Raw genomic sequence first — 20,727 nt, 5'->3', positions numbered from 1 at the left:
GTCCGGAGCCTGACTGTCATCCCCCAGATGCAAGCCAAGCTCTGCCGCACCCGGCCCGTGTCCCTGGGGTGCGTGCCCCCGCCTGTCCCGGCGGGGGCATTTACGACAGATCGTCCGGGAGACCGGCCTTGGATTCAACCTCTGATCGGCAGGACCATGACCCAGAGCAGGCCCGCGCAGGGTGATACAGCGGCAGATGCGATCACAGACCTCAAGGTTCTGATTACCGCGGAAGAGGCGTATCCGGCTTTGGAGCGCGCCTTTCTGCAGGCGCAGACCGAGATTTCGGCCTGTTTCCGGGTGTTTGACCTGCGGACGCGATTGCGCTCTGCCGAGGCGCGCGCAATCGGTGCCACGTGGTTTGATCTTTTCGTTCACACGCTTGATCGCGGGGTGTCGATCCGTCTGCTGGTCTCCGATTTCGATCCGATCGCGGCGGTGCATCTGCACCGGTTGGCATGGCAAACCCTGCGTCAGATCGCGGCGGTACGGGAAATGGCGCAGCCAGAGGCGCGGCTCGACTTTACCGTGGCGCTGCATGAGGCCAAGAGCGGGCTATTGCCGCGCGTGCTGTTCTATCCGCTGGTGCGGATGAAACTCCGCGAGATGGTGGACCGCTGGTGCCACATGACCAAACCGGAACGCGAGCGGTTCCGGGTCGAGACGCCGCGCTTGCGCAGCCTTTGCCGTGTGGATGCGCGGGATCAGCTCTGTTTTCCGCTGCGGTTGATGGACCTGCACCCGGCGACGCATCATCAGAAGCTGGCGGTGTTCGACCGCCGTCTGGTTTATATCGGCGGTCTCGATCTTAATGAGCGGCGGTATGATACCAAGCGCCATCGCCAAGAGCCGAACCAGACCTGGCATGATGTGCAGGTTCTTGCGACGGGCCCGGTTGCCGAGGCAGCACAGGCACATCTGGAGGGGTTTCTGGCGGCGGTTGCGCGTAAATCCGCGCCGCCGCCCTCTGTGCCGGGATTCTTGCGCACGCTGTCGCGCCGCCGGTTGAGCGCGCCGATGCGGTTGTCACCGCATACGGTGCTGCGCGAGATAGAGCGCGCGCATATCGCGGCGATCGCCAAGGCGGAGCGGCTGATTTATCTGGAAACGCAGTATTTTCGGTATGTGCCGCTGGCGCGGGCGCTGGCGCGGCGGGCCCGGCAATGCCCGGACCTGCGCCTGATCCTTGTTTTGCCAGCAGCCCCTGAGGAGGTGGCGTTTTCCAGTGATCCGGGCCTTGATGGGCGGTTTGGCGAGCATCAGCAGGCGCGCGCGCTGGCCTATCTCAAGGCGGCGTTCGGGCCTGAGCGGTTGGTGATCGCGTCGCCGGTGCAGCCACGCGCCAGCGACAGCGCCGCGCGCGATGCGCTGGAGGGCGCGCCGCTGATCTATGTGCATTCCAAGGTTTCGATCTTTGATGAGGCGGAGGCGATAGTTTCTTCTGCCAATCTCAACGGACGCAGCATGAGATGGGACACCGAAGCGGGGCTGCATGTGACCCGGAGCGATCAGGTGGCCGAGCTTCGGGCAAGGGTCATGGGCTGTTGGTTGCCAAAGGAGGCGGATGCATCGTTTCTGGATATCGAAACGGCCTTTGGTGCGTGGCAGGACATGGTCGGTGGAAATAGTGTGTTGCCGCCCCGGCATCGTGCGGGATTTCTGGTGGATTACGATTCCGATGTTGCCAAGGCGATTGCCATGCCCTTGCCGGGCATGCCCGAAGAGGTGGTTTAAGGCCCGCTCTCGTGTGGTTTGCCGTCAACTGCGAAGATGTCGAGCAGGGCCAGGGCGATGACCAGAACCGGAATGGCGATGATGCCGCCAATGGGACCCCACAGCCAGAGCCAGAATACCAGCGATACGAAGATCAGGAGCGGGTTTACAGAAATGTGGCGTCCGACGAGGGCGGGCGTTGCGAACTGGGCCTCAAGCATGTTGAGCGCCAGAAAGATCGCAGGCGGCGCCAGAACCATCAGGTCGTCAAAGGCCACGATGCCCGCGACAAGCAGCCCCGCAGTTACGGTCATCGGCCCGACGTAGAGCACGAAATTAAGCAAGGCCGCGACCATGGCCCAGACGAAAGGCCCCGGCAGGTTGATCAGCAAGAGCGCCCCGCCCAAGGCCGCGCCAAGGCCGGCATTTATACTGGAAATCGCGAGAAAATAGCGGGCCACCAGCCGCTCGGCATTGGTAAAACGGCGGAGAAGGTCGGCGGTATCGTCCGGGGTGCCGATCCATAGCGAGAGCCACGCATACATGCCTTTACGGGTCAGCAAAAAGAAGAAAAGCGTGCCGCAAAAGACCAGCACCTGCGCCAGAACCAGAGGGGCCATGAAGAGTGCACTTGTGATACTTGGTATGCTGCCGCCTTCCCCAGTGTCCTTTGCGGGGTTTGGAGCGGCCCCAAGTGCGGCCTCGACCTCTCGGTTGATTTCTTGCAGGCCGCGAATGAGGTTGCTGAATTCTGCGATGATCGAGCGGAGTTCGTATTGGATGCGCGGCAGTTCTTCGGCGATCTGCCAGATCACGGGTTCGGCCAGGATGGCCAGGATGCCAATGGCCGAGACCCCGAGGATCAACACGGTCGAGGCGGCGAGACCTGGGGAAAAGCCGATCCGTTCGAAGACATCCGTGACAGGGGCGAGCATGACCCCGGTGACGATGGCCAAGGTCATCGGTGCGAAGATATCAGCGCCGATCTTGAGGGCGGCAAAGCTGAGGATGAGTGCGATCACGATCACCGCCATGCGAAGAGTCGGATCATCGTTGACGGATAATCTGTGCATGACGATGAGAACGCATGAGCGCGCGATTGGTTCCGTGGCGCAGGAAATTGACCCTGTGACGGTTTTAGATCAGCGGGCGGGTCATTGGCGTGCGGTCGCGGTCAAGTTGCGCAATAGCGCAAAGACGGTCACGGTCATGGACCGTCAGACGACCGTTCTGCCATGTGGCCGCCCCCTGTTCGCGCAGGCGTTTGAGCATCTTGTTGACATGCACCACCGAGAGGCCAAGTGCGTCGGCGAGATCCTGTTGCCGGTAGGGCAGGGGCATGTCCGCGCCACGGGTCAGGCCAATCGCCGCGCCGCGATCGAAGAGACGCATAAAGGCGCGCGCGATGCGCTCGATCCCGCTCATATGCCCGAGGATCGCGAGGCTCTCGCCCAGAAGGTGCTCTTCGACGGCGGCAATCCAGGTCAGGTCATAGGCGCGGTCGGGATGGTCGCGAAACAAGGCCCAAAGGCGTTTGCGGTCAAAGACGCAGAGTTTCATATCTGTTGTCGCCTCGACGGAATGTTGCATTTCCTGCATCACCCCCGCTTGTAACCCGATGAAATCGCCGGGCATCACGAAGTTGATGACCTGTCGTTCGCCCGAGAGCAGGGTCTTGTAGCGAAGGCCCATGCCGCTGAGGGCGGTGTAGAGCTGCGGGCTGTTGGAGGCCTCCATCATCAGGGTGGAGCCGCCTTCAACCTCAAGCTCGCCGGTTTTGAAACCCTGCATGAAGGCCACCTCAGTGTCCGTCATTGGCGCAAAGATGGCGCGGCTGCGCAGCGGGCAATTCTGACAATCTGTAACCATGCGAAAACTCCGTCGAGATGTCATAGTTTAATGCAGAAGGTCGGATTATGTTCCAGAATGAGGGATGTTTGGACCTGATACGATGAAAGAGCCCCTTATGCCCTATGATGAGACGACGCCGCCGGAGCCGCCGGTCTATATCGTCTTGGACAGCAACATATTGATTGCAGAGGATCTTTGTGGCGCACTTCAGGCGGTGGGCCCCTGTCGTGTTCTCAATGTGCCGCACCCGGATGAGTTGATTCGCGTGCTCGACGGAGAGACGCGTATTTCGGCGGCGTTTCTTGAAATGCGTTATGATCAGGTGGTGGAGGCGGCGCTTGACCGCGCGCTCGCCCGGCGGGGTGCACGGATCGTGCTGACCATGGGCGAAGACGACGAGATCAAAGTTGCCAAGCAAGGCTGGGCCATGCTTGTGCGTCCCTTTACCGATGACATGGTGCGCGGTGTGTTGCCCCCCTTGGTCAAGGGTGCGTGACGCGCTGAGGTCTGGTAAAGGGTCTTAGGGGCGTGGCGCGCGTGCGGCGCGACCGGCCTGCAAGCCGACGGCAAAGGCCTCGGCGACCTGCAGCAGCGGTTCTCTGGCAGCGGGGTGCGGCGGGGCGGTCTCTGCGTCGGTTGAGTGACTGCCAAAGGCCAGGAAGCACATGCCAAGGAGCAAATAGAGCCCCCCAATCACGGCATGGGCGATAAGCGCGCTCTGATATGTGGCGATCAGAATCCAGAGCGCCACGGTCAGAAAGGCCAAGCCCGCCATACCAAATATTACACCTGCCACGGTAAAGGCCGCCGCACGCGCCGCATGGCGCGCCCGACGGCGGATGTCAGAGACAAGGCCGCTCATCGGTTATTTCCGGCCTGTCAGGAACCCGAGCAAAAAGCCCACCCCCACCGCAAGGCCAACTGCGGCCGCGGGCTGGTTGCGCACGGCATCGGCCGCCTGTTGGCCCATGTCCTCGGCGCGGTGCTGTGCGGCGTGCAGCTGTTCGGAGCTGGCGTCGCGCAGCTGTGACACCTTGCGGCGTGCGCCATCCACCGCCGCATCGCGGGTAGTCCCGCCAAGGCCTGCGAGGGTTTTCGAAATGGCCGAAATATCCTCTCGCAGTGTCGAAATCTGCTGGGAGAGGTGATCCATTTCGTCTTGCGGCGATGTGTCGGCGGATTTTGCCTGTGCCATTGGGGCGTCCTTTCATGTTGTTTCATAATGCTCAACGCAGGCGGGCGCGCGATGTTCCGGGCATTCTGGAAAAAAGCGTTTTTGAGGGAAAAGACGGTGCTGCGGGAACCAAACAGGGCTGTGCCCGTTGGGTTAGCAATCGAAACCTTGTTGCTTTGAAAGGAGATTCCGATGCTTTATTGGGCACTTGTCTTTTTGGTGGTCGCGCTGATCGCCGGTGTTTTGGGGTTTGGCGGCGTTGCCTCGGCCTCGGCGGGGATTGCGCAGATCCTGTTCGTGATCTTTCTTGTGTTGTTTGTCGTGGCGATGATCGCACGCGCCTTGCGTGGCCGCGCGCCGTGAGTGAGACGGCATAGGACCCCGCGCCCATCGCGCGGGGTCTTCTTCTGGTCAGATCAGCCCTGAAGTGTTTCGGTGCTGGCAAAGAACATGGCTTGGCTCACGGCGGATTGCACCTGTTCCTCGCTATAGGGTTTGGTGATCAGAAAGGCCGGTTCCGGCCGTTCGCCGGTCAACAGGCGCTCGGGGAAGGCGGTGATGAACACGATGGGCCGTTCCCCCAGTTCCTTGAGGATGTGATTGACCGCGTCGATGCCGGATGATCTGTCGGCCAGCTGAATGTCGGCGAGGATCATGTCGGGCGGGTCGCGACGGGCGAGTTTCACGGCCTCATCGCGGGTGCGGGCGATGCCGGTAACATCATGGCCCATATCTTCGACAATGGCGCGAATATCCATGGCGATGATCGCCTCATCCTCGATGATCATGATCCGTCCGCTGATCGCGTTGGTCATTTCGGTGCGCGCGATGGTCAAGAGCGTGCTGACCTCCTCCGCCGTGCCGCCGATGATCTGGGCGATTTCGGACACGCGAAACCCTTCGATGCTGTGCAGCAACAGCGCCTCGCGGGTGTTCGGGGTGAGGGTGGACAGCCGCCATTGCGCGCGCGCCTCGGGGGAAGAGGCACCGTCAGCCTCGGCAATGGGAGCGCCGGAGGACATCCATATCTGATGAAAGGCGTGGAAGAGCGCAGGTTTTGGCGCGAGGCCGCTATTGAAGACAGTGCGATCCTCAAGCAAGGCCTCGAGCGTGGCGAGCGCGTAGTGATCGCCTGTCTGCTGATTGCCGGTCAGGGCGCGTGCATAGCGCCGCAGATAGGGGAGGTGTTCAGCGATCTGAGTGCTCAGATCCGGCTGGGGCGTTGTGTCCGTCATGTCTGTCCTCAAAAAATGCATCCTTTGAGGGAACCAAACGCCGAGCTGCGTGTTATGTTCCCGACCGGGTGCAGAAAAGTGCCGTTCTCTTCATGGCAGATGAATAGGCGAAATGGAAAAGAATCGCAGGACCAAGAAATTGACTCAAACGATCGACGAGAATCTCCGGCGTGCCTATGCGGACACGGCCAAGGAGCCCGTACCGGACCGCTTTATCAAGCTGCTGGAGCAGTTGCGCGAGCAAACGGACGAGAAGCAAAAGCCGTCTGGTGACGACTCGTGATGGATGATCAGACGCCCCGAATGGACCCGCGCGACGAATTGATCGGGCATTTGCCTGCAATGCGCGCCTTTGCCCTGAACCTGACGCGCAATTCCGCGACGGCGGATGATCTGGTGCAGGACGCGGTGGTCAAGGCGTGGGGAAATTTTGACAAGTTCAAGCCCGGCACCAATCTGCGCGCGTGGCTGTTCACCATTCTACGCAACACCTATTATTCCCTATATCGCAAGCGTCGCCGCGAGGTTGAAGACCCCGATGGCAAGATGGCTGGTCAATTGTCGGAGAAGCCCGCGCATGACGGGCATCTGGCGATGACGGATTTCCACGCGGCCTTTGCGCAATTGACGGACGAGCAACGCGAGGTTTTGATCCTGGTGGGGGCCGAAGGGTTTTCCTATGAGGAGGCCGCCGAAATGTGCGGCTGTGCGGTGGGCACGATCAAGAGCCGAACCAATCGCGCGCGCAAGCGGTTGGCGGAGTTGATGCATCTGGATGATGAGGACGAGTTGGAACTGACCGATTCCGCGACGATGGCCGTCGTAACCGGAACCTCTGTTGCATGAGGTCGCGACTGGCCGCGCTGAGCGGGCTCTGGACGCCTAATCTGGCGCTGCAATTGGGTATTGGGCTGAGCCTTGCCATTCTGCCGCTTGGGTTTGTGTCGGTCTATCAGACCTACAAGGTTCTGGAAGAACGGCAGGCCCTGTCGGAAACCGCGCTCTTGGAGCAGACCCAGCAGGCGGTGTCGGAGAGCCGCGACATCATCCAATCCGCGCTGAGCACGGCCGAGACTCTGGCGATCACGGTGTCGGTCTTTGATACCGAGGAGGAGACCTGCGATGCGGTGATGGCGCGGGTTGTGGAAGAGAGCCCGATCTATAGTTTTGCGGGGTTTGTCGATGACACGCTCTCGCTGGTCTGTGCGTCGAATGGCGGGCGGCAAGATCTGAGCAATCTGGCGTCCATCCGTTCCGAGCTTACGGGGCGGCGGACCGAAATTCTGATGCATCCACTGGAATTCATCGGGGGGATTGCCACGGTCAGTGTTGCGGTGCCGGTATTCGCGGCGGGGCAATTTCGTGGAACGGTCTGGATCGCGGTGCCGATCAGTGCCTTGAATGACCAGCTGTCGACGGTGGTACCCGATGTCGATCTGGTGCTGTTTCAATCCGAGGGCGAGATTGTCGCCACTGCGGAATTTTCGGATTTTCGGCGCTCGGTTTTGCCTGCCTCACATGGGCTAGAGGACCTGGCCGACAGCGGGCGGCAGACGTTTCGCGACGTGAATCAGGATGGTATTACCCGCGATTTTGCGGTGGTGCCGATTGTGGGTGACCGGGTGCTGGCGCTGGGCAGTTGGGAGCCGCGACACAAGAGCGGATGGCTGCCGGGATATGAGGGCACCTTTGCGCTCTATCTGCCGCTGGCGATGTGGGTGATCACGATCATCGTGGCCTATATTGGGGTCAATCATCTGGTGATCCGGCATGTGCGCCGTCTGCGATCCTGGATGCGGCTATATGCGGCGGGACGCGGTGGCCTGGACAAGGCCCGGCTCGACAATGCGCCCGAAGAGTTGGAGGTGGTGGCCGAGGCATTTCGGGCGATGACGCGGCGGCTGTCAGAGCAGGAGCGGCGGCTGGAGGAAGACCTGAACGAAAAGACCGTGCTGTTGCGCGAGGTGCATCACCGGGTCAAAAACAATCTTCAGCTGATTTCAAGCATGCTCAACATGCAGATTCGCGCGACGGGCAGTCTTGAGGCCAAGCATCTCTTGCGGCGGGTGCAGGATCGGGTGATGGCGCTGTCGGCGATTCACCGATACCTTTATCTGGCGCGCAAGCTGTCGCTGGTGCGGGCCGACACGCTGCTTGAGGATATCATTCAGCAATTGGTTATCGTCGGAACCTTGGACGACAGGGGGCGGCAGATCGCGGTGACAACCGCGATGGAGCCTGTGGAAATCAGTCCGGATCAATCGGTGCCCCTGTCCCTCTTGACGACAGAAGCCGCGATCAACGCCGTGAAATATTGCGGCATGTCGCGTGGCACCGATGCCTGGATCAACATTGCGTTGAAATCGGTCTCGGAGGACAGTTTTTGCCTGAGCGTCGTAAACTCGCGTGCGCCAGATGGGCACACTGCGCAGGAGGCTGAGGTCACGCCGATTGATGGGTCGGGGCTGGGATCGAAGCTGATCGAATCCTTTGTGGCTCAGTTGAACGGCACGCTTGAGATTTCCCCGCAACCGGACCGGTATGAGCTGCATGTTGTCTTTCCGATGACATGGCCCACGCAGGACGAGGACGACGCCTGAGTTTGCCGGAAATATGCGTGGCAGACGGAACCTAATAGGGTGTTCTGCGTTGTCTTAGCACAAGAAATCAAACGGAGATCGCAATGACACGTGCAAAACTTTCCCTCATTTCGCTGCTCTTCATGGGCGTTCTGGCAGGCTGCGAGACGGTCGAGGGTGCCGGTCGCGATATCGAGGATGCCGGACAGGCGGTGACGGGTGCATCGCAGGATGTTCAGAGCTAACCGTTTGATCCGACCCTGTGAGACATATGAGGCGCGCATCTGGTGGATGGGCGCCTCAGTTGCATTCAGGGGGGGGCACGGTCAAGAAATCACGAGCGTTGCGACGCCGGTCGCAGCCCCGATGGCCAAGAGCATCCCGAGCAAGACCAAGAGACCGTCGCCGACAAACATGCCGACGGCGAGGGCGGTAATCACCACGCCCAAGATCGAAGAGGTGAAGGGGATCAGTTCGAGAAAAGGCATCACCGCGCCGAGGATCAGGCAGAAAAGCTGTGGCAGGATCACCAGCGGTTCTGTCACCAGAATGTGCAGACGCCGGCGCGTGACCCGGTCAAGCCAACGCGCGGGGATGCGGAACCAGCGATAGACCTCTCGCACCCGGCTTGTGCGCAGGCGGGCGGCGCGGCCCCAGTGTGGCAGCCAGAGCGATGAGCGGTGGACCATCTGCTGCAAAGACACCGCCGCGATGATGAGCCCGCACAGGGTGGTAAAGCCGGGCACCCCACTGAGCGGCGAAACCAGCGCCAAGGCAGGCAGGATCAGCAGGGGGGCGAAATTGGCCCGTCCGAGCGTATCCACGATATCCCCCACGCTGGTGTAATCCCCGGTCAGGGCATCCCACCCCTGCTCGACCAGATCGGCCGCTGTTTCATGATCTGGTGCTGCGTTCTTTGGCATGTTTGGCGCGGTGCTCCTGCTCTGGCCCGTATCGGGCCCGTATCTGACCCGTCGTCGTTGCCCGGTAGAATAACGCCGTAATGGCCATGTGGTTCCGGCGTTGGGGTGAGTTCGCGCGGCGCAGGTCCTGGCGGAGTATTCAGGTTTTTGGGAACCATACCAAAGGGCGCGCGTTCTTTGACCACATCACGCCACAAGGGCGTGCGTGTCACCGGCCCGCGGCACCTGATGCATAGCGGGTTTGATACGACCCATAGAAGGAGACTTTGCAATGAAACGGCTTCTCACGACAGCACTTTTCACCGGGATGACCTTGGCCAGCGTTGGCCCAGTACTGGCCATGGACAAGACCCTCTCGGGCCTTGATGTCAAGGTTGATCTCAGCGCCTACGCGGACAACAATGTCCTGAAATACTGGCCGACCCTAGAGGCGGACCTTGCCACGGCAATTGCGTCGAAAGTGACGCTGGACGATGCCGCCGACGCGCCAAGAATCGCGGTTGAGATCAACAAGGTGGCGATTGATGGCGATACAATCCTGCCGGATACCGGCGAGTTCAACCAGCTGGAGGGGACGGTTTCGACCTTTGAAGGGCTCAACGATGCCGTTGCCGTCAATGCCGATAGTCTGGAGAACCCCGACAAACAGATCGGCAGCTATGCGTTGCAAATGACGGCTGTCACCGGTGATGCCCCGGCCCCCGAAGGCTGGGTCACGATCGAGCCGTCGCAGGATGATTTCTATGCGGCGCTGGTCGATGCCTATGCAACAACCGTGGTCGAGCGTCTGGACGATTGATCCGGTCTATACCGGCAATAAGGGTCGTGGCGCAGGCCTGCGCCTCGGTCTGAGCCGGTAGGCCAAAAGCAAAAAGGGCGGCGGCATATCAGTCGCCGCTCTTGACCATTTCGGCGCTGTTGCACGCGCCGTGCACAGCCCATGGCATCGGGTTTCTTGAACCCATTTTCTGAGTAGTGGTGAGCCGTGCAGGATTCGAACCTGCGACCCACTGATTAAAAGTCAGTTGCTCTACCAACTGAGCTAACGGCCCACTAGACGCGCTATCTAGAAAGAGCGGGGCGGGGGGTCAACCCCGAAAGTGCAAGATAATTCTGCGATCTGCTGGATTCGTCTCTCGGGCCGGTTTATATGCGCGAGCATGAGCCAAGTGGACCATACCGGATTGCCCTTTTTCAAGATGCATGGGCTGGGAAACGATTTTGTCGTTCTGGATGGGCGCGCGCGCGATCTGGGGCTGACACCTGCGTTGATCATGGCCATCGCCGATCGGCATCGGGGAATCGGATTCGATCAGCTGGCAGTGATCACGCAGGACATGGGTGATGCGCATCTGACGTTCTACAATGCCGATGGCTCGACCTCGGCCGCCTGTGGCAATGCCACGCGCTGTATCGCGCGGCATCTGATGGCGGAAACCGGCAAGACGCGGCTCGATCTGAGCACGGCGCGGGGCGCGCTGGTGGCGGTGGATGCCGGGGCGGGGCTGACCTCGGTCAACATGGGGCAGCCGCAGCTTGACTGGTCCGAGATTCCGCTGGCCGAGGCGATGGATACGCTGGAACTGCCGATCGAGGGCGGGCCGGTGGCCACCGGCATGGGCAATCCGCATTGCACCTTTTTCGTCGCCGATGCCGAGGCGGTGCCGCTGGAGCAATTCGGGCCGCGCTATGAGCATCACCCGCTCTACCCTGAGCGGACCAATGTGCAGGTGGCCACGGTCATTGGCACGGATCACATTCGCATGCGCGTCTGGGAGCGGGGGGTTGGCGTGACGCTGGCCTCTGGCTCGTCGTCCTGTGCGACGGCGGTGGCGGCGGCGCGGCGTGGCCTTACGGGCCGTGCGGTGCGGATTGATCTCGATGGGGGCACGATCCATGTCGACTGGCGCGAAGATGGCGTCTGGATGACCGGAGAGACGGCGCATGTGGCAAGCGGCGTGTTCACGCCTGCGTTTCTGGCGGTCCACCGATGACCGAAGCGCCGAAATTTACCACGCTCGGCTGTCGGCTCAACGCCTATGAAACCGAGGCGATGAAGGAATTGGCGGGCCAAGCGGGCCTGGGCAACGCGGTTATCGTCAACACCTGCGCGGTGACATCCGAGGCGGTGCGCAAGGCGCGACAGGAAATCCGGCGCTTGCGGCGCGAGAATCCGGGCGCGCGGTTGATCGTGACCGGCTGCGCCGCACAGACAGAGCCCGAGACCTTTGCCGCGATGGCGGAAGTGGATGCGGTCATCGGCAACACCGAGAAGATGGCGGCGGATACATGGGCACGGCTGGCCGGGGATTTCATCGGCGAGACCGAGCGGGTCCTGGTCGATGACATCATGTCGGTGCGCGAAACGGCCGGGCATCTGATCGACGGGTTCGGCAGCCGCAGTCGCGCCTATGTGCAGGTTCAGAACGGCTGCGATCATCGCTGCACCTTTTGCATCATCCCGTTTGGCCGGGGCAATTCGCGCTCTGTGCCCGCCGGTGTCGTGGTCGAGCAGATCAAGCGGCTGGTGGGGGCGGGCTATAACGAGGTCGTGCTGACCGGCGTGGACCTGACAAGCTGGGGCGCGGATTTGCCCGCCGCGCCCCGCCTCGGTGATCTGGTGATGCGGATTTTGCGGCTGGTGCCGGACCTGCCGCGCCTGCGGATTTCGTCGATTGATTCCATCGAGGTGGATGAAAACCTGATGCAGGCGATTGCCACCGAGCCGCGTCTGATGCCGCATCTGCATCTGAGCCTGCAACATGGCGATGACCTGATCCTCAAGCGGATGAAGCGGCGCCATTTGCGTGAGGACGCCATTCGCTTTGCCGAGGAGGCGCGACGCTTGCGTCCCGAGATGACCTTTGGCGCGGATATTATCGCAGGCTTTCCGACCGAGACCGAGGCGGCATTCGAGAACTCGCTGCGGCTGGTTGAGGAGTGTCACCTCACGTGGCTGCATGTGTTTCCCTATTCCCCGCGCCCCGGCACGCCAGCCGCCCGGATGCCGCAGGTCAAAGGCCCGGAGATCAAGGCGCGGGCCGCGCGGTTGCGCGCGGCGGGTGAGGCGCGCGTTGCCGCCCATCTGGCCGAACAGCAGGGGCGCGCCCACGCGGTGCTGATGGAGGCCCCGCGCATGGGCCGTACCGAGCAATTCACCGAGGTGGTTTTCGAGAGCGACCGTCCCGAGGGACAGATCGTGCAGGCGCGCGTCACGGGCTGGCAGGGCGGGCAATTGACGGCGGCCTGAGCGCGCAAGGTCCGGCCAGAGCGCGCGGGGCTGGATAGCCGTGAGTATTTGCAGAACGATGAAAGCCGGGGGCCTTGCCAAAAATGCCACAATTCGGGGGCTAGGCCCTTGGTTTTGCTGGACCTGAGGGCAGGGCTTGGGTAGATTCAGGGAAACGGGACGCGAATGATCCCGAACCTTGAGGCAGTATCAGATGTTTCCCGAGCGGTTTGCGAACCTACCGGCCTATGCGTTTCCGCGCCTGCGGAGCTTGCTCGACGCCCATGCGCCGGGGGGCGAGGTCGTGCATATGACGATTGGCGAACCCAAGCACGCGTTTCCGCGCTGGATCGTTGATGTCATTGCGGAAAATGCCGATGGGTTCGGGTCCTATCCGATCAACGAGGGCATGCCCGCGCTGTTGCAGGCGGCGAGCGACTGGGTGGGGCGGCGCTATGGCGTGACGCTTGATCCGGCGAGCCGGATCATGGCGCTGAATGGCACGCGCGAGGGTCTCTATAACGCGATGATGGCGCTCAGCCCGGAACTGAAGGGCGGCAAGCGCCCGGTCGTGCTGGCGCCAAACCCGTTTTATCAGGTCTATATGGTGGCGGCGCTGAGCGTGGGGGCGGAACCGGTTTTCCTGAACGCCACCCATGAGACCGGGCATTTGCCGGATTTCGCGGCGCTGCCCGAAGAGGTTTTGAACCGGGTCACGGTGGCCTATCTCTGCTCGCCCGCCAATCCGCAAGGCACGGTGGCAAGCCGGGAGTATTGGGCCGATCTGATCCGGCTGGCGGAGCGGTATGATTTCCGCATTTTCGCCGATGAATGTTATGCCGAGATCTACCGTGACACGCCCCCGGTGGGTATTCTGGAGGTCGCGCAGGAGATGGGTGCGGACCCAGAGCGGATCGTGGCCTTTCACAGCCTGTCGAAGCGGTCGAACCTGCCGGGGCTGCGCTCTGGCTTTGTCGCCTCTGGCCCCAAGAACATCGCGCAGATGAAGCAGTTGCGCAATTATGCCGGATCGCCCTTGCCGATGCCGTTGCAGCATGCGGCGGCACGGCTCTGGGCGGATGAGGCGCATGTGATCGAAAATCGCCGTCTCTATGGCGAGAAATACGCGATTGCCGATGAGATTCTGGGTAATCTGCCCGGCTATCGCAGCCCGGAGGCTGGATTCTTCCTTTGGCTGCCGGTTGAGGATGGCGAGGCGGCGACGCTGCGGCTCTGGCAGGAAACCGGCGTGCGGGTGCTGCCGGGGGCCTATCTGAGCCAGGAGGCGGGGGGGGTTAACCCCGGTCAAGGCTATGTTCGGGTCGCGATGGTGGCCCCCAAGGATGAGATGGCAGATGGTTTGAGACGGCTGCGTGCCTGTCTCTATGGATGACTGAGGACGAGGGACGAGATGGCATATCAGACGCGCGGGCGCGACCCCTTGCTGGACAGCAACATGGCTGAGGCAATCGAGAAACGCGGCAAGGAATTGCTGGGTCTCGTGCTGATGGCATTGGCGCTGATGGTGGCGGCGATGGTGGTCTCGTATACCCCCGACGATCCAAGCTGGATGTCGGCCACGGATGCGCCGGTGCAGAACTGGATGGGGCGGTTGGGCGCGTCGGTGGCGGCCCCGCTGTTCATGATCATCGGCTGGGGGTCCTGGGGCTTTGCCATCGTTGCCGGGGCTTGGGGCGCGCGGCTGGCGCTGCACCGGGGCCAGGAGCGGGCCATGGGGCGGCTCATTTTCGCGCCGATCTGGCTGGCGGTTCTGTCGCTCTATGCCGCGTCGCTGACGCCGGGGGCAGAGTGGGCGCAGACCCATAGTTTCGGTCTGGGCGGTCTTTTTGGCGATACGGTTCTGGGCGCGTTGCTGGGTATTCTGCCGGTGGGTGCGAGCGTGGGGCTCAAGCTCTTGTCGCTGGCGCTCGGAGTGGGCGTGCTGGTGATGGGCGCGTTTGTGCTGGGCTTCACGCGGGCGGAATTGCACCGGGTGGGCCGGTTTCTGCTGGTTGGGGTGATTCTGAGCTATGCCACTGTGATGAAGGCCATGGGCCGGGGTGCTGGCGGCGCGGCGCAGGCCGGGCAGGCCGTACAGGCGATGATGGCCGAGCGGCGCGCGCGCCGAGGTGAGGCGGCTGTTGAGCGGGCGGCTGTGCCGTTGCGGGCCGAGCCCGTGCTGGAGGGCGCGCGGGTGCGCCGGTCGGAGAGTGTGCCCCTCGTGACGGAGCGCTCCGCGCCGGTCGCGCCCAAGCCCGTGCAGCCGGTGGAGAAACCGGGTGGATTGCTGGCGCGGATGCCGATGTTGATGCGCAAGCCCGAGGTCATGCCCGAGCCAGAATTAGTGGAGGCCGCGACCTATGAGGGCGAGGCCGAGATGCCCGGCGATGATCGCATCCGGGCCAAGATTTCCGATGTGATCAAGGCGCGGGTGCGCCAGAGCCCGGCGGTGCGTATCGAGTCGGTGGCCCCGTTGACCAAGGGCCGGGGCCGTGGTCCTGATCCGCTGATCCTGAATACTGCGCCGCGCGGCGTGCTGCCGCCCGAGCCGCCGTTGACGGCGCGGCATGTGGTGCAAACGCCGCTGCGGGCCGAGCCGCTGTTGCGCGCTGCGGCACCGGGGAGCATGGCCGCACCCATGGTGGATTTGACCGAGGACGACGATTTCGACGCGATGATCGAGGCACTCGGGCAGGAGGATGTGCCCGAAATGACCGCGCCCGCGCCGCGGATTCCCGTGCCAGAGCCGCGCAAGGTGGTGCAGCACGCGCCGCGCAAGCCCATGCAGCCGTCTTCGCGGGCCATGGCCGAGGCGCAGCCGACGCTGAAGTTCGATACCCCGGCACAGCCGGTTTATGAATTGCCGCCGCTCAGCCTGTTGGCGGACCCCGAGCAGATTCAGCGCCATCATCTGAGCGACGAGTCGCTGGAAGAGAATGCGCGGATGCTGGAAAACGTGCTCGACGATTACGGCGTCAAGGGCGAGATCGTAAGCGTGCGGCCGGGCCCCGTGGTCACGATGTATGAGCTGGAGCCGGCACCTGGCCTCAAGGCAAGCCGGGTGATCGGCCTGGCGGACGACATTGCGCGGTCGATGTCGGCGCTGAGCGCGCGGGTGTCCACGGTGCCGGGCCGGTCGGTGATCGGGATCGAATTGCCCAATGACAACCGCGAAATGGTGGGTTTTCGCGAAATCCTGTCGAGCCGGGCCTATGGCGATGGCAATCAGAAGCTGCCGCTTGCGCTTGGCAAGGACATTGGCGGCGATCCGATTGTGGCTAATCTCGCGAAGATGCCGCACCTGCTCATTGCCGGCACCACCGGCTCGGGCAAATCGGTGGCGATCAACACGATGATCCTGAGCCTGCTCTACAAGCTGACGCCCGAGGAATGCCGGTTGATCATGATCGACCCCAAGATGCTGGAATTGAGCGTTTATGACGGGATTCCGCATCTGTTGTCCCCCGTCGTGACAGACCCGAAAAAGGCGGTGGTCGCGCTCAAATGGGTGGTGGCCGAGATGGAGGACCGCTATCGCAAGATGTCCAAGATGGGCGTGCGTAACATTGACGGCTATAACGGCCGGGTCGATGAGGCGCTGAAGAAAGGCGAGATGTTCAGCCGCACAGTGCAGACCGGGTTTGACGACGAGACCGGCGAGCCGGTGTTCGAGACCGAGGAATTCGCCCCCGAGAAGATGCCCTATATCGTGGTGATCGTTGACGAGATGGCCGACCTGATGATGGTTGCGGGCAAGGAGATCGAGGCCTGTATTCAGCGTCTGGCGCAGATGGCGCGGGCGAGCGGTATTCACCTCATCATGGCCACGCAGCGCCCGTCGGTCGATGTGATCACCGGCACGATCAAGGCGAATTTCCCGACGCGGATTTCGTTTCAGGTGACATCGAAAATCGACAGCCGCACCATTTTGGGCGAGATGGGGGCCGAGCAGCTTCTGGGTATGGGCGACATGCTCTATATGGCCGGGGGCGGCAAGATCACGCGCTGCCATGGCCCGTTCGTGAGCGATGAAGAGGTGGAGGAGGTGGTCAATCACCTCAAGGCCTATGGCCCGCCGACCTATGTGGGATCGGTGCTGCAAGGACCGGACGAGGACAAGGCCGAGAGCATCGATGCGGTGCTGGGTCTCTCGTCAGGCAGCGGGGCAGAGGGTGATGACCTGCTCTATGATCAGGCGGTGGCGATCGTGATCAAGGATCGCAAATGCTCGACCTCCTACATCCAGCGGAAACTGGCGATTGGCTATAACAAAGCCGCGCGCCTGGTCGAGCAGATGGAGGATGAGGGGGTGGTCAGCGCCTCGAACCACGTCGGCAAGCGCGAGGTGCTGGTTCCGGAGCCGCAATAGGCGGCGGCAGGTCGCTCAGCCACGAAAAATTTACGCCCCGCGCAGGTGCAATCCCGCGCGGGGCGTCTTATCTGAAGGGTATGAACAGGATGCGTTTTCTCATGGTCCCCGTCCTCTGGGCGGCGATGGCCCTCCCGGCGGCGGCGGAAAAGCTGTCCTTGCCGGAAATCTCAAATTACCTGAACGGTCTGCGGACGGCCCAAGGCGCGTTTACCCAGATCAACGAGGATGGAACGATCAGCACGGGGCGGATTCTGATCAAGCGCCCCGGTCGGGTGCGGTTCGAATATGACCCGCCCGAAGAAGCGCTGGTTGTGGCCGATGGCGATACGGTGGGCGTCATTGATCCGCGGTCGAATGACGGGCCGGTGGGGTATCCGCTCAACCGCACGCCGCTCAAGATCATCCTTGCGCGCAATGTGGATCTCACGCGCGAGCGGATGGTGGTGGGGCACGCGAGCGACGGCACCTCGACCACGGTGCGCGCGCAGGACCCGGCCAACCCCGAATATGGCAGCATTGACCTTGTCTTTACCGGCAGCCCGGTCGAATTGCGCCAATGGGTGATCCATGACGGCAGCGGTAGCCAGACCACGGTGGTTCTGGGGGATATGCAGCGGGATGTGCGGCTCAATGACGAGAGTTTCGTCATTCCCGGCAAGGATCGAATGCGGATAGACCGCTGAGCCCGCAAGGCGGGCTCTGCCTTGCTCAGATCAGGCCACGGCCAAGGGAACAGGTGCCAAGCTGCGCGCGGTAGGTCTGTGACCGCACTTCGACACTGTCGGCGACGCGCAGCAGCCACGGCTTGCTGTTGTAGCTGCCGCGGGCAAAGCCGGTGCGACCGTCATGGTAGGCAAGATACTGGTTGCGCGCATCCGTGAGCGGGATTCCAAGGCTCTGATTGGATTTGGCCATATACCAGCCCATGAAATCCGTGGCATCGGCGATATCGGTGCGGCGCGCGCCAAAGCGGCCCGTCTCGCGCTGATACTCTTCCCATGTGCCATCAAGCGCCTGGCTATAGCCATAGGCAGAGCTGACGCGACCCGTGGGAATCACCCCAAGGGTCCAGCGGAACGGCGTGCGCGCGTCGCTGATGAATTTGCTTTCCTGATAAATGGTGGCCATCTGCACATGCGCGGGCACGCCCCATCTGCGCTCTGTCGCGCGGAAGGCGCGGGCGTATTCGGGGCGCTCATTCAGAATGGCGCATGCGTGGTCCAGATTGCGCGGGGCGGTGCCATACCCATTGCCGCCGCCACAAGACGCCAGCACAAACAACACCATCAACGCGCGAAGAGTTCTGCTCATTTGCCTCTCGCTCTCTTTTTTTCAGGCAGTTTACCGGAAACTCTGGCCGGGGGAAATCACGAATTCGCAGGGTTTTTGGGGGTGGCGCTGTCACGCCTGCGTTCACAGACTGTTTCTCGCATGTTTCAGCCGACTGTTGGACAAACCACCCTTGAAAGGTTTACAATCCATAGGTAGGGGCAAACGCGATATGATTAAAACACGTGCAAAATATCATCTGGGCCAAGTGGTCCGTCACAAGAAGCACCCGTTTCGCGGGGTGATCTTTGATGTCGATCCGCAATTCTCGAATACCGAGGAATGGTATACCTCGATTCCCGAGGATAGCCGCCCATCCAAGGAACAGCCGTTCTATCACCTGCTCGCGGAAAATGAGCAGAGCTATTACGTGGCCTATGTGAGCGAACAGAACCTGGTGGCGGATTATTCCGGCGAGCCGGTGGGGCATCCCGATATTCCCGATCTCTTCGGACCGTTCGAGGACGGGCATTACCCGCTGCATTTTCAGCTGAATTGAGCGGGAAAAGGGTGGGTTTGCACCCACCCCAGAGGTCAATCAATAGCCAAGCGCGCAGCCATCCTTGCGCGGGTCGCTGCCTCCTTCGAGCACGCCGTCCTCGTGGATGTAGATGGCCTGCGCCCCGCCGATTGGGCCGGGCATACGCAGGATCTCGTGCCCCATATCGGCAAGGGTTTGCGCCACATCCTCGCCATAGCCGCGCTCGAGGTTGAGGCCGAGAGGATCGGCAAAGGCGCGCGGCGCGTCGATGGCGGATTGCGGGTCCATTCCGAAATCGCGCAGGTTCGACACAAGCCGCGCATGACCCGTCGACTGATAAGAGCCCCCCATCACGCCAAAGGGCATGGTCACGCGGCCATTCTCGGCCAACATGCCGGGGATGATCGTGTGCATCGGGCGTTTGCCGCCGCCGAATTCGTTGGGATGCCCCTCTTCCAGCGTAAAGCCCGCGCCGCGGTTTTGCAGCAGCACGCCGAATTTCTCGGAGGCAATGCCCGAGCCGAAACCGTGGAAGATCGAGTAGATCAGCGACACTGCCATGCGGTCGCGATCGACCACGGTGATGTAAATCGTGTCGCGGTGCACTGCCTCGGTCAGGGGTTTGGCGGCGGCCATGGCGCGCTTGGGATTAATCAGCGCGGCCAGTTTCGCCGCCGTTTCCGGCGCGAGCATGTGATCCAGTTTGCGCATGTGATCGGGGTCGGCAATGAAGCGGTTGCGCGCGTCATAGGCCAGTTTGGTGGCCTCGGCCTCGATATGCACGCGCTCTGCGCCAAACGGGTCCATGCCTGCAATATCGAAATGTTTCAGGATGTTGAGCAGCAGGATCGCGGTGGCGCCTTGGCCGTTTGGCGGATGCTCGACCAGGTTGGCGCCTTTGTAATCGCCGCGGACGGGGGTCGTGTAGTCGCAGCGCTGAGCGGCGAAATCTGCGGCCTGATGGGTGCCGCCCAAGGCATTGAGCGTGGCGATGATGTCGTCGGCCACTTCGCCTTCGTAATAGGCGGCGCGCCCCTCGCGGGCGACGCGGCGCAGCACCTCGGCCTGGCCGGGGGCGCGGAACATCTGGCCCGCCTTGAGGGGCGTGCCCGCGGGCATGAAATGGGTGAGGCCATGCCCCTGAAGCGCAGCGCCAGCGGTGGGCCAGTCAAAGGCCACGCGGGGGGCCACTGGCACGCCCTCTTCGGCGTAGCGGATGGTGGGGGCGAGCAGGGTATCGAGGCCAAGCCGCCCGTGATCGGCGCTGAGTTGGCAAAAGGCGTCGACGGCACCGGGGACCGTGACGGCATGCGCGCTCTGGAGCGGCACGGTCTCATGGCCTGCGGCGCGCAGAGCGGAGGCAGAGGCCCCAGCGGGCGCGCGGCCAGAGCCGTTGAGCGCGTGGATGGTGGGATCGCCCGGTTTGGTGAAGAGGACAAAGCAATCGCCGCCGATGCCGGTCATTTGTGGTTCGCAAATGCCCAAGAGGACCGCGCCTGCAATCGCCGCGTCCATGGCGTTGCCGCCGCGTTGGAGAATGTCGATGGCGGTCTTGGCCGCGAGCGGGTGCGAGGTGGCGCACATTCCGTTGGTGGCGAAGGTAGCCGAGCGGCCGGGCGTGTGAAAGTCGCGCATGGGGAGTCCTTGTGTCCGTGATGGGCGGACACTAAAGCGTTTCGGCTTTTCGTTGAAACACCAAAACGCTCTGAGAGCTTGAGTTGGCTCAATTTATAACAGAAAAATCGCGGGCCTTTTTCTGTAATCGCCTTGGGCCGCGCTCGCCGTTTTGTCTATCGGGGGGGAGGTAAGCCTCGACGCCGCGCGCTGGGTGGGGGCAATTA

At 62.2% G+C, this 20,727-nt stretch carries 22 protein-coding genes and 1 tRNA gene; 14 read left to right on the top strand and 9 right to left on the bottom strand.

Annotation, left to right across the window (positions count from 1 at the left end):
- The first annotated feature begins 156 nt into the window (after positions 1-156).
- On the top strand, positions 157-1,734 hold the full coding sequence (locus AACZ65_RS15105; RefSeq protein WP_339672211.1) for a phospholipase D-like domain-containing protein: 1,578 nt from the start codon (positions 157-159) through the stop codon (positions 1,732-1,734).
- On the opposite strand, the gene AACZ65_RS15100 is transcribed toward AACZ65_RS15105, so the two are convergent.
- Both AACZ65_RS15100 and AACZ65_RS15095 read right to left on the bottom strand, forming a co-directional pair.
- A complete protein-coding gene (locus AACZ65_RS15100; RefSeq protein ID WP_037273539.1) occupies positions 1,731-2,786 on the bottom strand; it encodes an AI-2E family transporter in 1,056 nt (351 codons plus the stop codon). The genes AACZ65_RS15105 and AACZ65_RS15100 overlap by 4 nt on opposite strands.
- Positions 2,787-2,850: 64 nt before the next feature.
- Entirely contained in the window at positions 2,851-3,582 is a 732-nt protein-coding gene (locus AACZ65_RS15095) for a Crp/Fnr family transcriptional regulator (RefSeq protein ID WP_339672209.1), read from the bottom strand.
- 82 nt (positions 3,583-3,664) lie between these two features.
- On the opposite strand from AACZ65_RS15095, the gene AACZ65_RS15090 reads away from it, so the two are divergent.
- Positions 3,665-4,060, top strand: a complete 396-nt coding sequence (locus tag AACZ65_RS15090) for a hypothetical protein (RefSeq protein ID WP_339672207.1) — start codon at positions 3,665-3,667, stop codon at positions 4,058-4,060.
- A 24-nt stretch (positions 4,061-4,084) separates the two neighbouring features.
- Here the strand turns inward: AACZ65_RS15090 and AACZ65_RS15085 are convergent, their stop codons facing one another.
- Together AACZ65_RS15085 and AACZ65_RS15080 are read right to left on the bottom strand one after the other, a co-directional pair.
- Entirely contained in the window at positions 4,085-4,426 is a 342-nt protein-coding gene (locus AACZ65_RS15085; RefSeq protein ID WP_339672205.1) for a phage holin family protein, read from the bottom strand.
- A gap of 3 nt (positions 4,427-4,429) precedes the next feature.
- The gene (locus tag AACZ65_RS15080) at positions 4,430-4,759 is read right to left on the bottom strand and encodes a DUF883 family protein (protein ID WP_037273548.1); all 330 of its coding nucleotides are present in this window, start codon (positions 4,757-4,759) and stop codon (positions 4,430-4,432) included.
- Between the two features lie 171 nt (positions 4,760-4,930).
- On the opposite strand from AACZ65_RS15080, the gene AACZ65_RS15075 reads away from it, so the two are divergent.
- Positions 4,931-5,101 carry a DUF1328 domain-containing protein gene (locus AACZ65_RS15075; protein WP_009817562.1) on the top strand — a complete coding sequence of 57 codons (171 nt, stop codon included), beginning with the start codon at positions 4,931-4,933 and terminating at the stop codon, positions 5,099-5,101.
- 53 nt (positions 5,102-5,154) lie between these two features.
- On the opposite strand, the gene AACZ65_RS15070 is transcribed toward AACZ65_RS15075, so the two are convergent.
- Positions 5,155-5,973 (bottom strand): response regulator, encoded by an 819-nt coding sequence (locus AACZ65_RS15070; protein WP_339672198.1) that lies wholly within the window; start codon positions 5,971-5,973, stop codon positions 5,155-5,157.
- A gap of 112 nt (positions 5,974-6,085) precedes the next feature.
- Between AACZ65_RS15070 and AACZ65_RS15065 the strand changes: the two genes are divergently transcribed.
- From AACZ65_RS15065 to AACZ65_RS15050, 4 genes are all read left to right on the top strand, one after another.
- A complete protein-coding gene (locus AACZ65_RS15065; RefSeq protein ID WP_339672196.1) occupies positions 6,086-6,256 on the top strand; it encodes a NepR family anti-sigma factor in 171 nt (56 codons plus the stop codon).
- Complete coding sequence (locus AACZ65_RS15060; protein ID WP_052115337.1) at positions 6,256-6,819, top strand: RNA polymerase sigma factor; 564 nt, start codon at positions 6,256-6,258, stop codon at positions 6,817-6,819. Before AACZ65_RS15065 ends, AACZ65_RS15060 begins: the two co-directional genes overlap by 1 nt.
- The gene (locus tag AACZ65_RS15055; RefSeq protein WP_339672193.1) at positions 6,816-8,573 is read left to right on the top strand and encodes a histidine kinase dimerization/phosphoacceptor domain -containing protein; all 1,758 of its coding nucleotides are present in this window, start codon (positions 6,816-6,818) and stop codon (positions 8,571-8,573) included. The genes AACZ65_RS15060 and AACZ65_RS15055 overlap by 4 nt, the downstream gene beginning before the upstream one ends.
- Before the next feature lie 83 nt (positions 8,574-8,656).
- Positions 8,657-8,797, top strand: a complete 141-nt coding sequence (locus AACZ65_RS15050; RefSeq protein WP_008283225.1) for an entericidin A/B family lipoprotein — start codon at positions 8,657-8,659, stop codon at positions 8,795-8,797.
- An 81-nt stretch (positions 8,798-8,878) separates the two neighbouring features.
- On the opposite strand, the gene AACZ65_RS15045 is transcribed toward AACZ65_RS15050, so the two are convergent.
- The gene (locus tag AACZ65_RS15045; protein WP_339672191.1) at positions 8,879-9,475 is read right to left on the bottom strand and encodes an exopolysaccharide biosynthesis protein; all 597 of its coding nucleotides are present in this window, start codon (positions 9,473-9,475) and stop codon (positions 8,879-8,881) included.
- A gap of 271 nt (positions 9,476-9,746) precedes the next feature.
- Between AACZ65_RS15045 and AACZ65_RS15040 the strand changes: the two genes are divergently transcribed.
- The gene (locus AACZ65_RS15040; protein WP_037273562.1) at positions 9,747-10,274 is read left to right on the top strand and encodes a hypothetical protein; all 528 of its coding nucleotides are present in this window, start codon (positions 9,747-9,749) and stop codon (positions 10,272-10,274) included.
- A 177-nt stretch (positions 10,275-10,451) separates the two neighbouring features.
- Here the strand turns inward: AACZ65_RS15040 and AACZ65_RS15035 are convergent.
- Positions 10,452-10,527, bottom strand: a tRNA-Lys gene (locus tag AACZ65_RS15035).
- 108 nt (positions 10,528-10,635) lie between these two features.
- Between AACZ65_RS15035 and dapF the strand changes: the two genes are divergently transcribed.
- From dapF to AACZ65_RS15010, 5 genes are all read left to right on the top strand, one after another.
- On the top strand, positions 10,636-11,469 hold the full coding sequence (gene dapF / locus AACZ65_RS15030; protein WP_339672188.1) for a diaminopimelate epimerase: 834 nt from the start codon (positions 10,636-10,638) through the stop codon (positions 11,467-11,469).
- Positions 11,466-12,725, top strand: a complete 1,260-nt coding sequence (gene mtaB, locus AACZ65_RS15025) for a tRNA (N(6)-L-threonylcarbamoyladenosine(37)-C(2))-methylthiotransferase MtaB (RefSeq protein WP_339672186.1) — start codon at positions 11,466-11,468, stop codon at positions 12,723-12,725. The genes dapF and mtaB overlap by 4 nt, the downstream gene beginning before the upstream one ends.
- Before the next feature lie 193 nt (positions 12,726-12,918).
- Complete coding sequence (locus AACZ65_RS15020) at positions 12,919-14,097, top strand: aminotransferase class I/II-fold pyridoxal phosphate-dependent enzyme (RefSeq protein ID WP_339672278.1); 1,179 nt, start codon at positions 12,919-12,921, stop codon at positions 14,095-14,097.
- Between the two features lie 18 nt (positions 14,098-14,115).
- Entirely contained in the window at positions 14,116-17,073 is a 2,958-nt protein-coding gene (locus AACZ65_RS15015) for a DNA translocase FtsK 4TM domain-containing protein (protein ID WP_339672184.1), read from the top strand.
- Between the two features lie 80 nt (positions 17,074-17,153).
- Positions 17,154-17,759, top strand: coding sequence for an outer membrane lipoprotein carrier protein LolA (locus AACZ65_RS15010; protein WP_339672182.1), 606 nt, complete (start codon positions 17,154-17,156; stop codon positions 17,757-17,759).
- 25 nt (positions 17,760-17,784) lie between these two features.
- On the opposite strand, the gene AACZ65_RS15005 is transcribed toward AACZ65_RS15010, so the two are convergent.
- On the bottom strand, positions 17,785-18,387 hold the full coding sequence (locus AACZ65_RS15005) for a lytic transglycosylase (RefSeq protein ID WP_339672180.1): 603 nt from the start codon (positions 18,385-18,387) through the stop codon (positions 17,785-17,787).
- 190 nt (positions 18,388-18,577) lie between these two features.
- On the opposite strand from AACZ65_RS15005, the gene hspQ reads away from it, so the two are divergent.
- Positions 18,578-18,904 carry a heat shock protein HspQ gene (gene hspQ / locus AACZ65_RS15000; RefSeq protein WP_339672178.1) on the top strand — a complete coding sequence of 109 codons (327 nt, stop codon included), beginning with the start codon at positions 18,578-18,580 and terminating at the stop codon, positions 18,902-18,904.
- Between the two features lie 39 nt (positions 18,905-18,943).
- Here the strand turns inward: hspQ and AACZ65_RS14995 are convergent, their stop codons facing one another.
- Positions 18,944-20,521, bottom strand: coding sequence for a gamma-glutamyltransferase family protein (locus tag AACZ65_RS14995; protein ID WP_339672176.1), 1,578 nt, complete (start codon positions 20,519-20,521; stop codon positions 18,944-18,946).
- Positions 20,522-20,727: the final 206 nt, after the last annotated feature.

Source organism: uncultured Roseovarius sp. (assembly GCF_963972555.1).
GTDB classification, from domain to species: domain Bacteria; phylum Pseudomonadota; class Alphaproteobacteria; order Rhodobacterales; family Rhodobacteraceae; genus Roseovarius; species Roseovarius mucosus.
This window is presented reverse-complemented; position numbering and strand designations above follow the sequence as displayed.

What these genes read in the sequence shown, in the direction of transcription:
- AACZ65_RS15105 (WP_339672211.1), top strand. Translation starts at nt 157, where the DNA reads ATGACCCAGAGCAGGCCCGCGCAGGGTGATACAGCGGCAGATGCGATC.
- AACZ65_RS15100 (WP_037273539.1), bottom strand. Translation starts at nt 2,786, where the DNA reads ATGCACAGATTATCCGTCAACGATGATCCGACTCTTCGCATGGCGGTG.
- AACZ65_RS15095 (WP_339672209.1), bottom strand. Translation starts at nt 3,582, where the DNA reads ATGGTTACAGATTGTCAGAATTGCCCGCTGCGCAGCCGCGCCATCTTT.
- AACZ65_RS15090 (WP_339672207.1), top strand. Translation starts at nt 3,665, where the DNA reads ATGAAAGAGCCCCTTATGCCCTATGATGAGACGACGCCGCCGGAGCCG.
- AACZ65_RS15085 (WP_339672205.1), bottom strand. Translation starts at nt 4,426, where the DNA reads ATGAGCGGCCTTGTCTCTGACATCCGCCGTCGGGCGCGCCATGCGGCG.
- AACZ65_RS15080 (WP_037273548.1), bottom strand. Translation starts at nt 4,759, where the DNA reads ATGGCACAGGCAAAATCCGCCGACACATCGCCGCAAGACGAAATGGAT.
- AACZ65_RS15075 (WP_009817562.1), top strand. Translation starts at nt 4,931, where the DNA reads ATGCTTTATTGGGCACTTGTCTTTTTGGTGGTCGCGCTGATCGCCGGT.
- AACZ65_RS15070 (WP_339672198.1), bottom strand. Translation starts at nt 5,973, where the DNA reads ATGACGGACACAACGCCCCAGCCGGATCTGAGCACTCAGATCGCTGAA.
- AACZ65_RS15065 (WP_339672196.1), top strand. Translation starts at nt 6,086, where the DNA reads ATGGAAAAGAATCGCAGGACCAAGAAATTGACTCAAACGATCGACGAG.
- AACZ65_RS15060 (WP_052115337.1), top strand. Translation starts at nt 6,256, where the DNA reads ATGGATGATCAGACGCCCCGAATGGACCCGCGCGACGAATTGATCGGG.
- AACZ65_RS15055 (WP_339672193.1), top strand. Translation starts at nt 6,816, where the DNA reads ATGAGGTCGCGACTGGCCGCGCTGAGCGGGCTCTGGACGCCTAATCTG.
- AACZ65_RS15050 (WP_008283225.1), top strand. Translation starts at nt 8,657, where the DNA reads ATGACACGTGCAAAACTTTCCCTCATTTCGCTGCTCTTCATGGGCGTT.
- AACZ65_RS15045 (WP_339672191.1), bottom strand. Translation starts at nt 9,475, where the DNA reads ATGCCAAAGAACGCAGCACCAGATCATGAAACAGCGGCCGATCTGGTC.
- AACZ65_RS15040 (WP_037273562.1), top strand. Translation starts at nt 9,747, where the DNA reads ATGAAACGGCTTCTCACGACAGCACTTTTCACCGGGATGACCTTGGCC.
- dapF (WP_339672188.1), top strand. Translation starts at nt 10,636, where the DNA reads ATGAGCCAAGTGGACCATACCGGATTGCCCTTTTTCAAGATGCATGGG.
- mtaB (WP_339672186.1), top strand. Translation starts at nt 11,466, where the DNA reads ATGACCGAAGCGCCGAAATTTACCACGCTCGGCTGTCGGCTCAACGCC.
- AACZ65_RS15020 (WP_339672278.1), top strand. Translation starts at nt 12,919, where the DNA reads ATGTTTCCCGAGCGGTTTGCGAACCTACCGGCCTATGCGTTTCCGCGC.
- AACZ65_RS15015 (WP_339672184.1), top strand. Translation starts at nt 14,116, where the DNA reads ATGGCATATCAGACGCGCGGGCGCGACCCCTTGCTGGACAGCAACATG.
- AACZ65_RS15010 (WP_339672182.1), top strand. Translation starts at nt 17,154, where the DNA reads ATGAACAGGATGCGTTTTCTCATGGTCCCCGTCCTCTGGGCGGCGATG.
- AACZ65_RS15005 (WP_339672180.1), bottom strand. Translation starts at nt 18,387, where the DNA reads ATGAGCAGAACTCTTCGCGCGTTGATGGTGTTGTTTGTGCTGGCGTCT.
- hspQ (WP_339672178.1), top strand. Translation starts at nt 18,578, where the DNA reads ATGATTAAAACACGTGCAAAATATCATCTGGGCCAAGTGGTCCGTCAC.
- AACZ65_RS14995 (WP_339672176.1), bottom strand. Translation starts at nt 20,521, where the DNA reads ATGCGCGACTTTCACACGCCCGGCCGCTCGGCTACCTTCGCCACCAAC.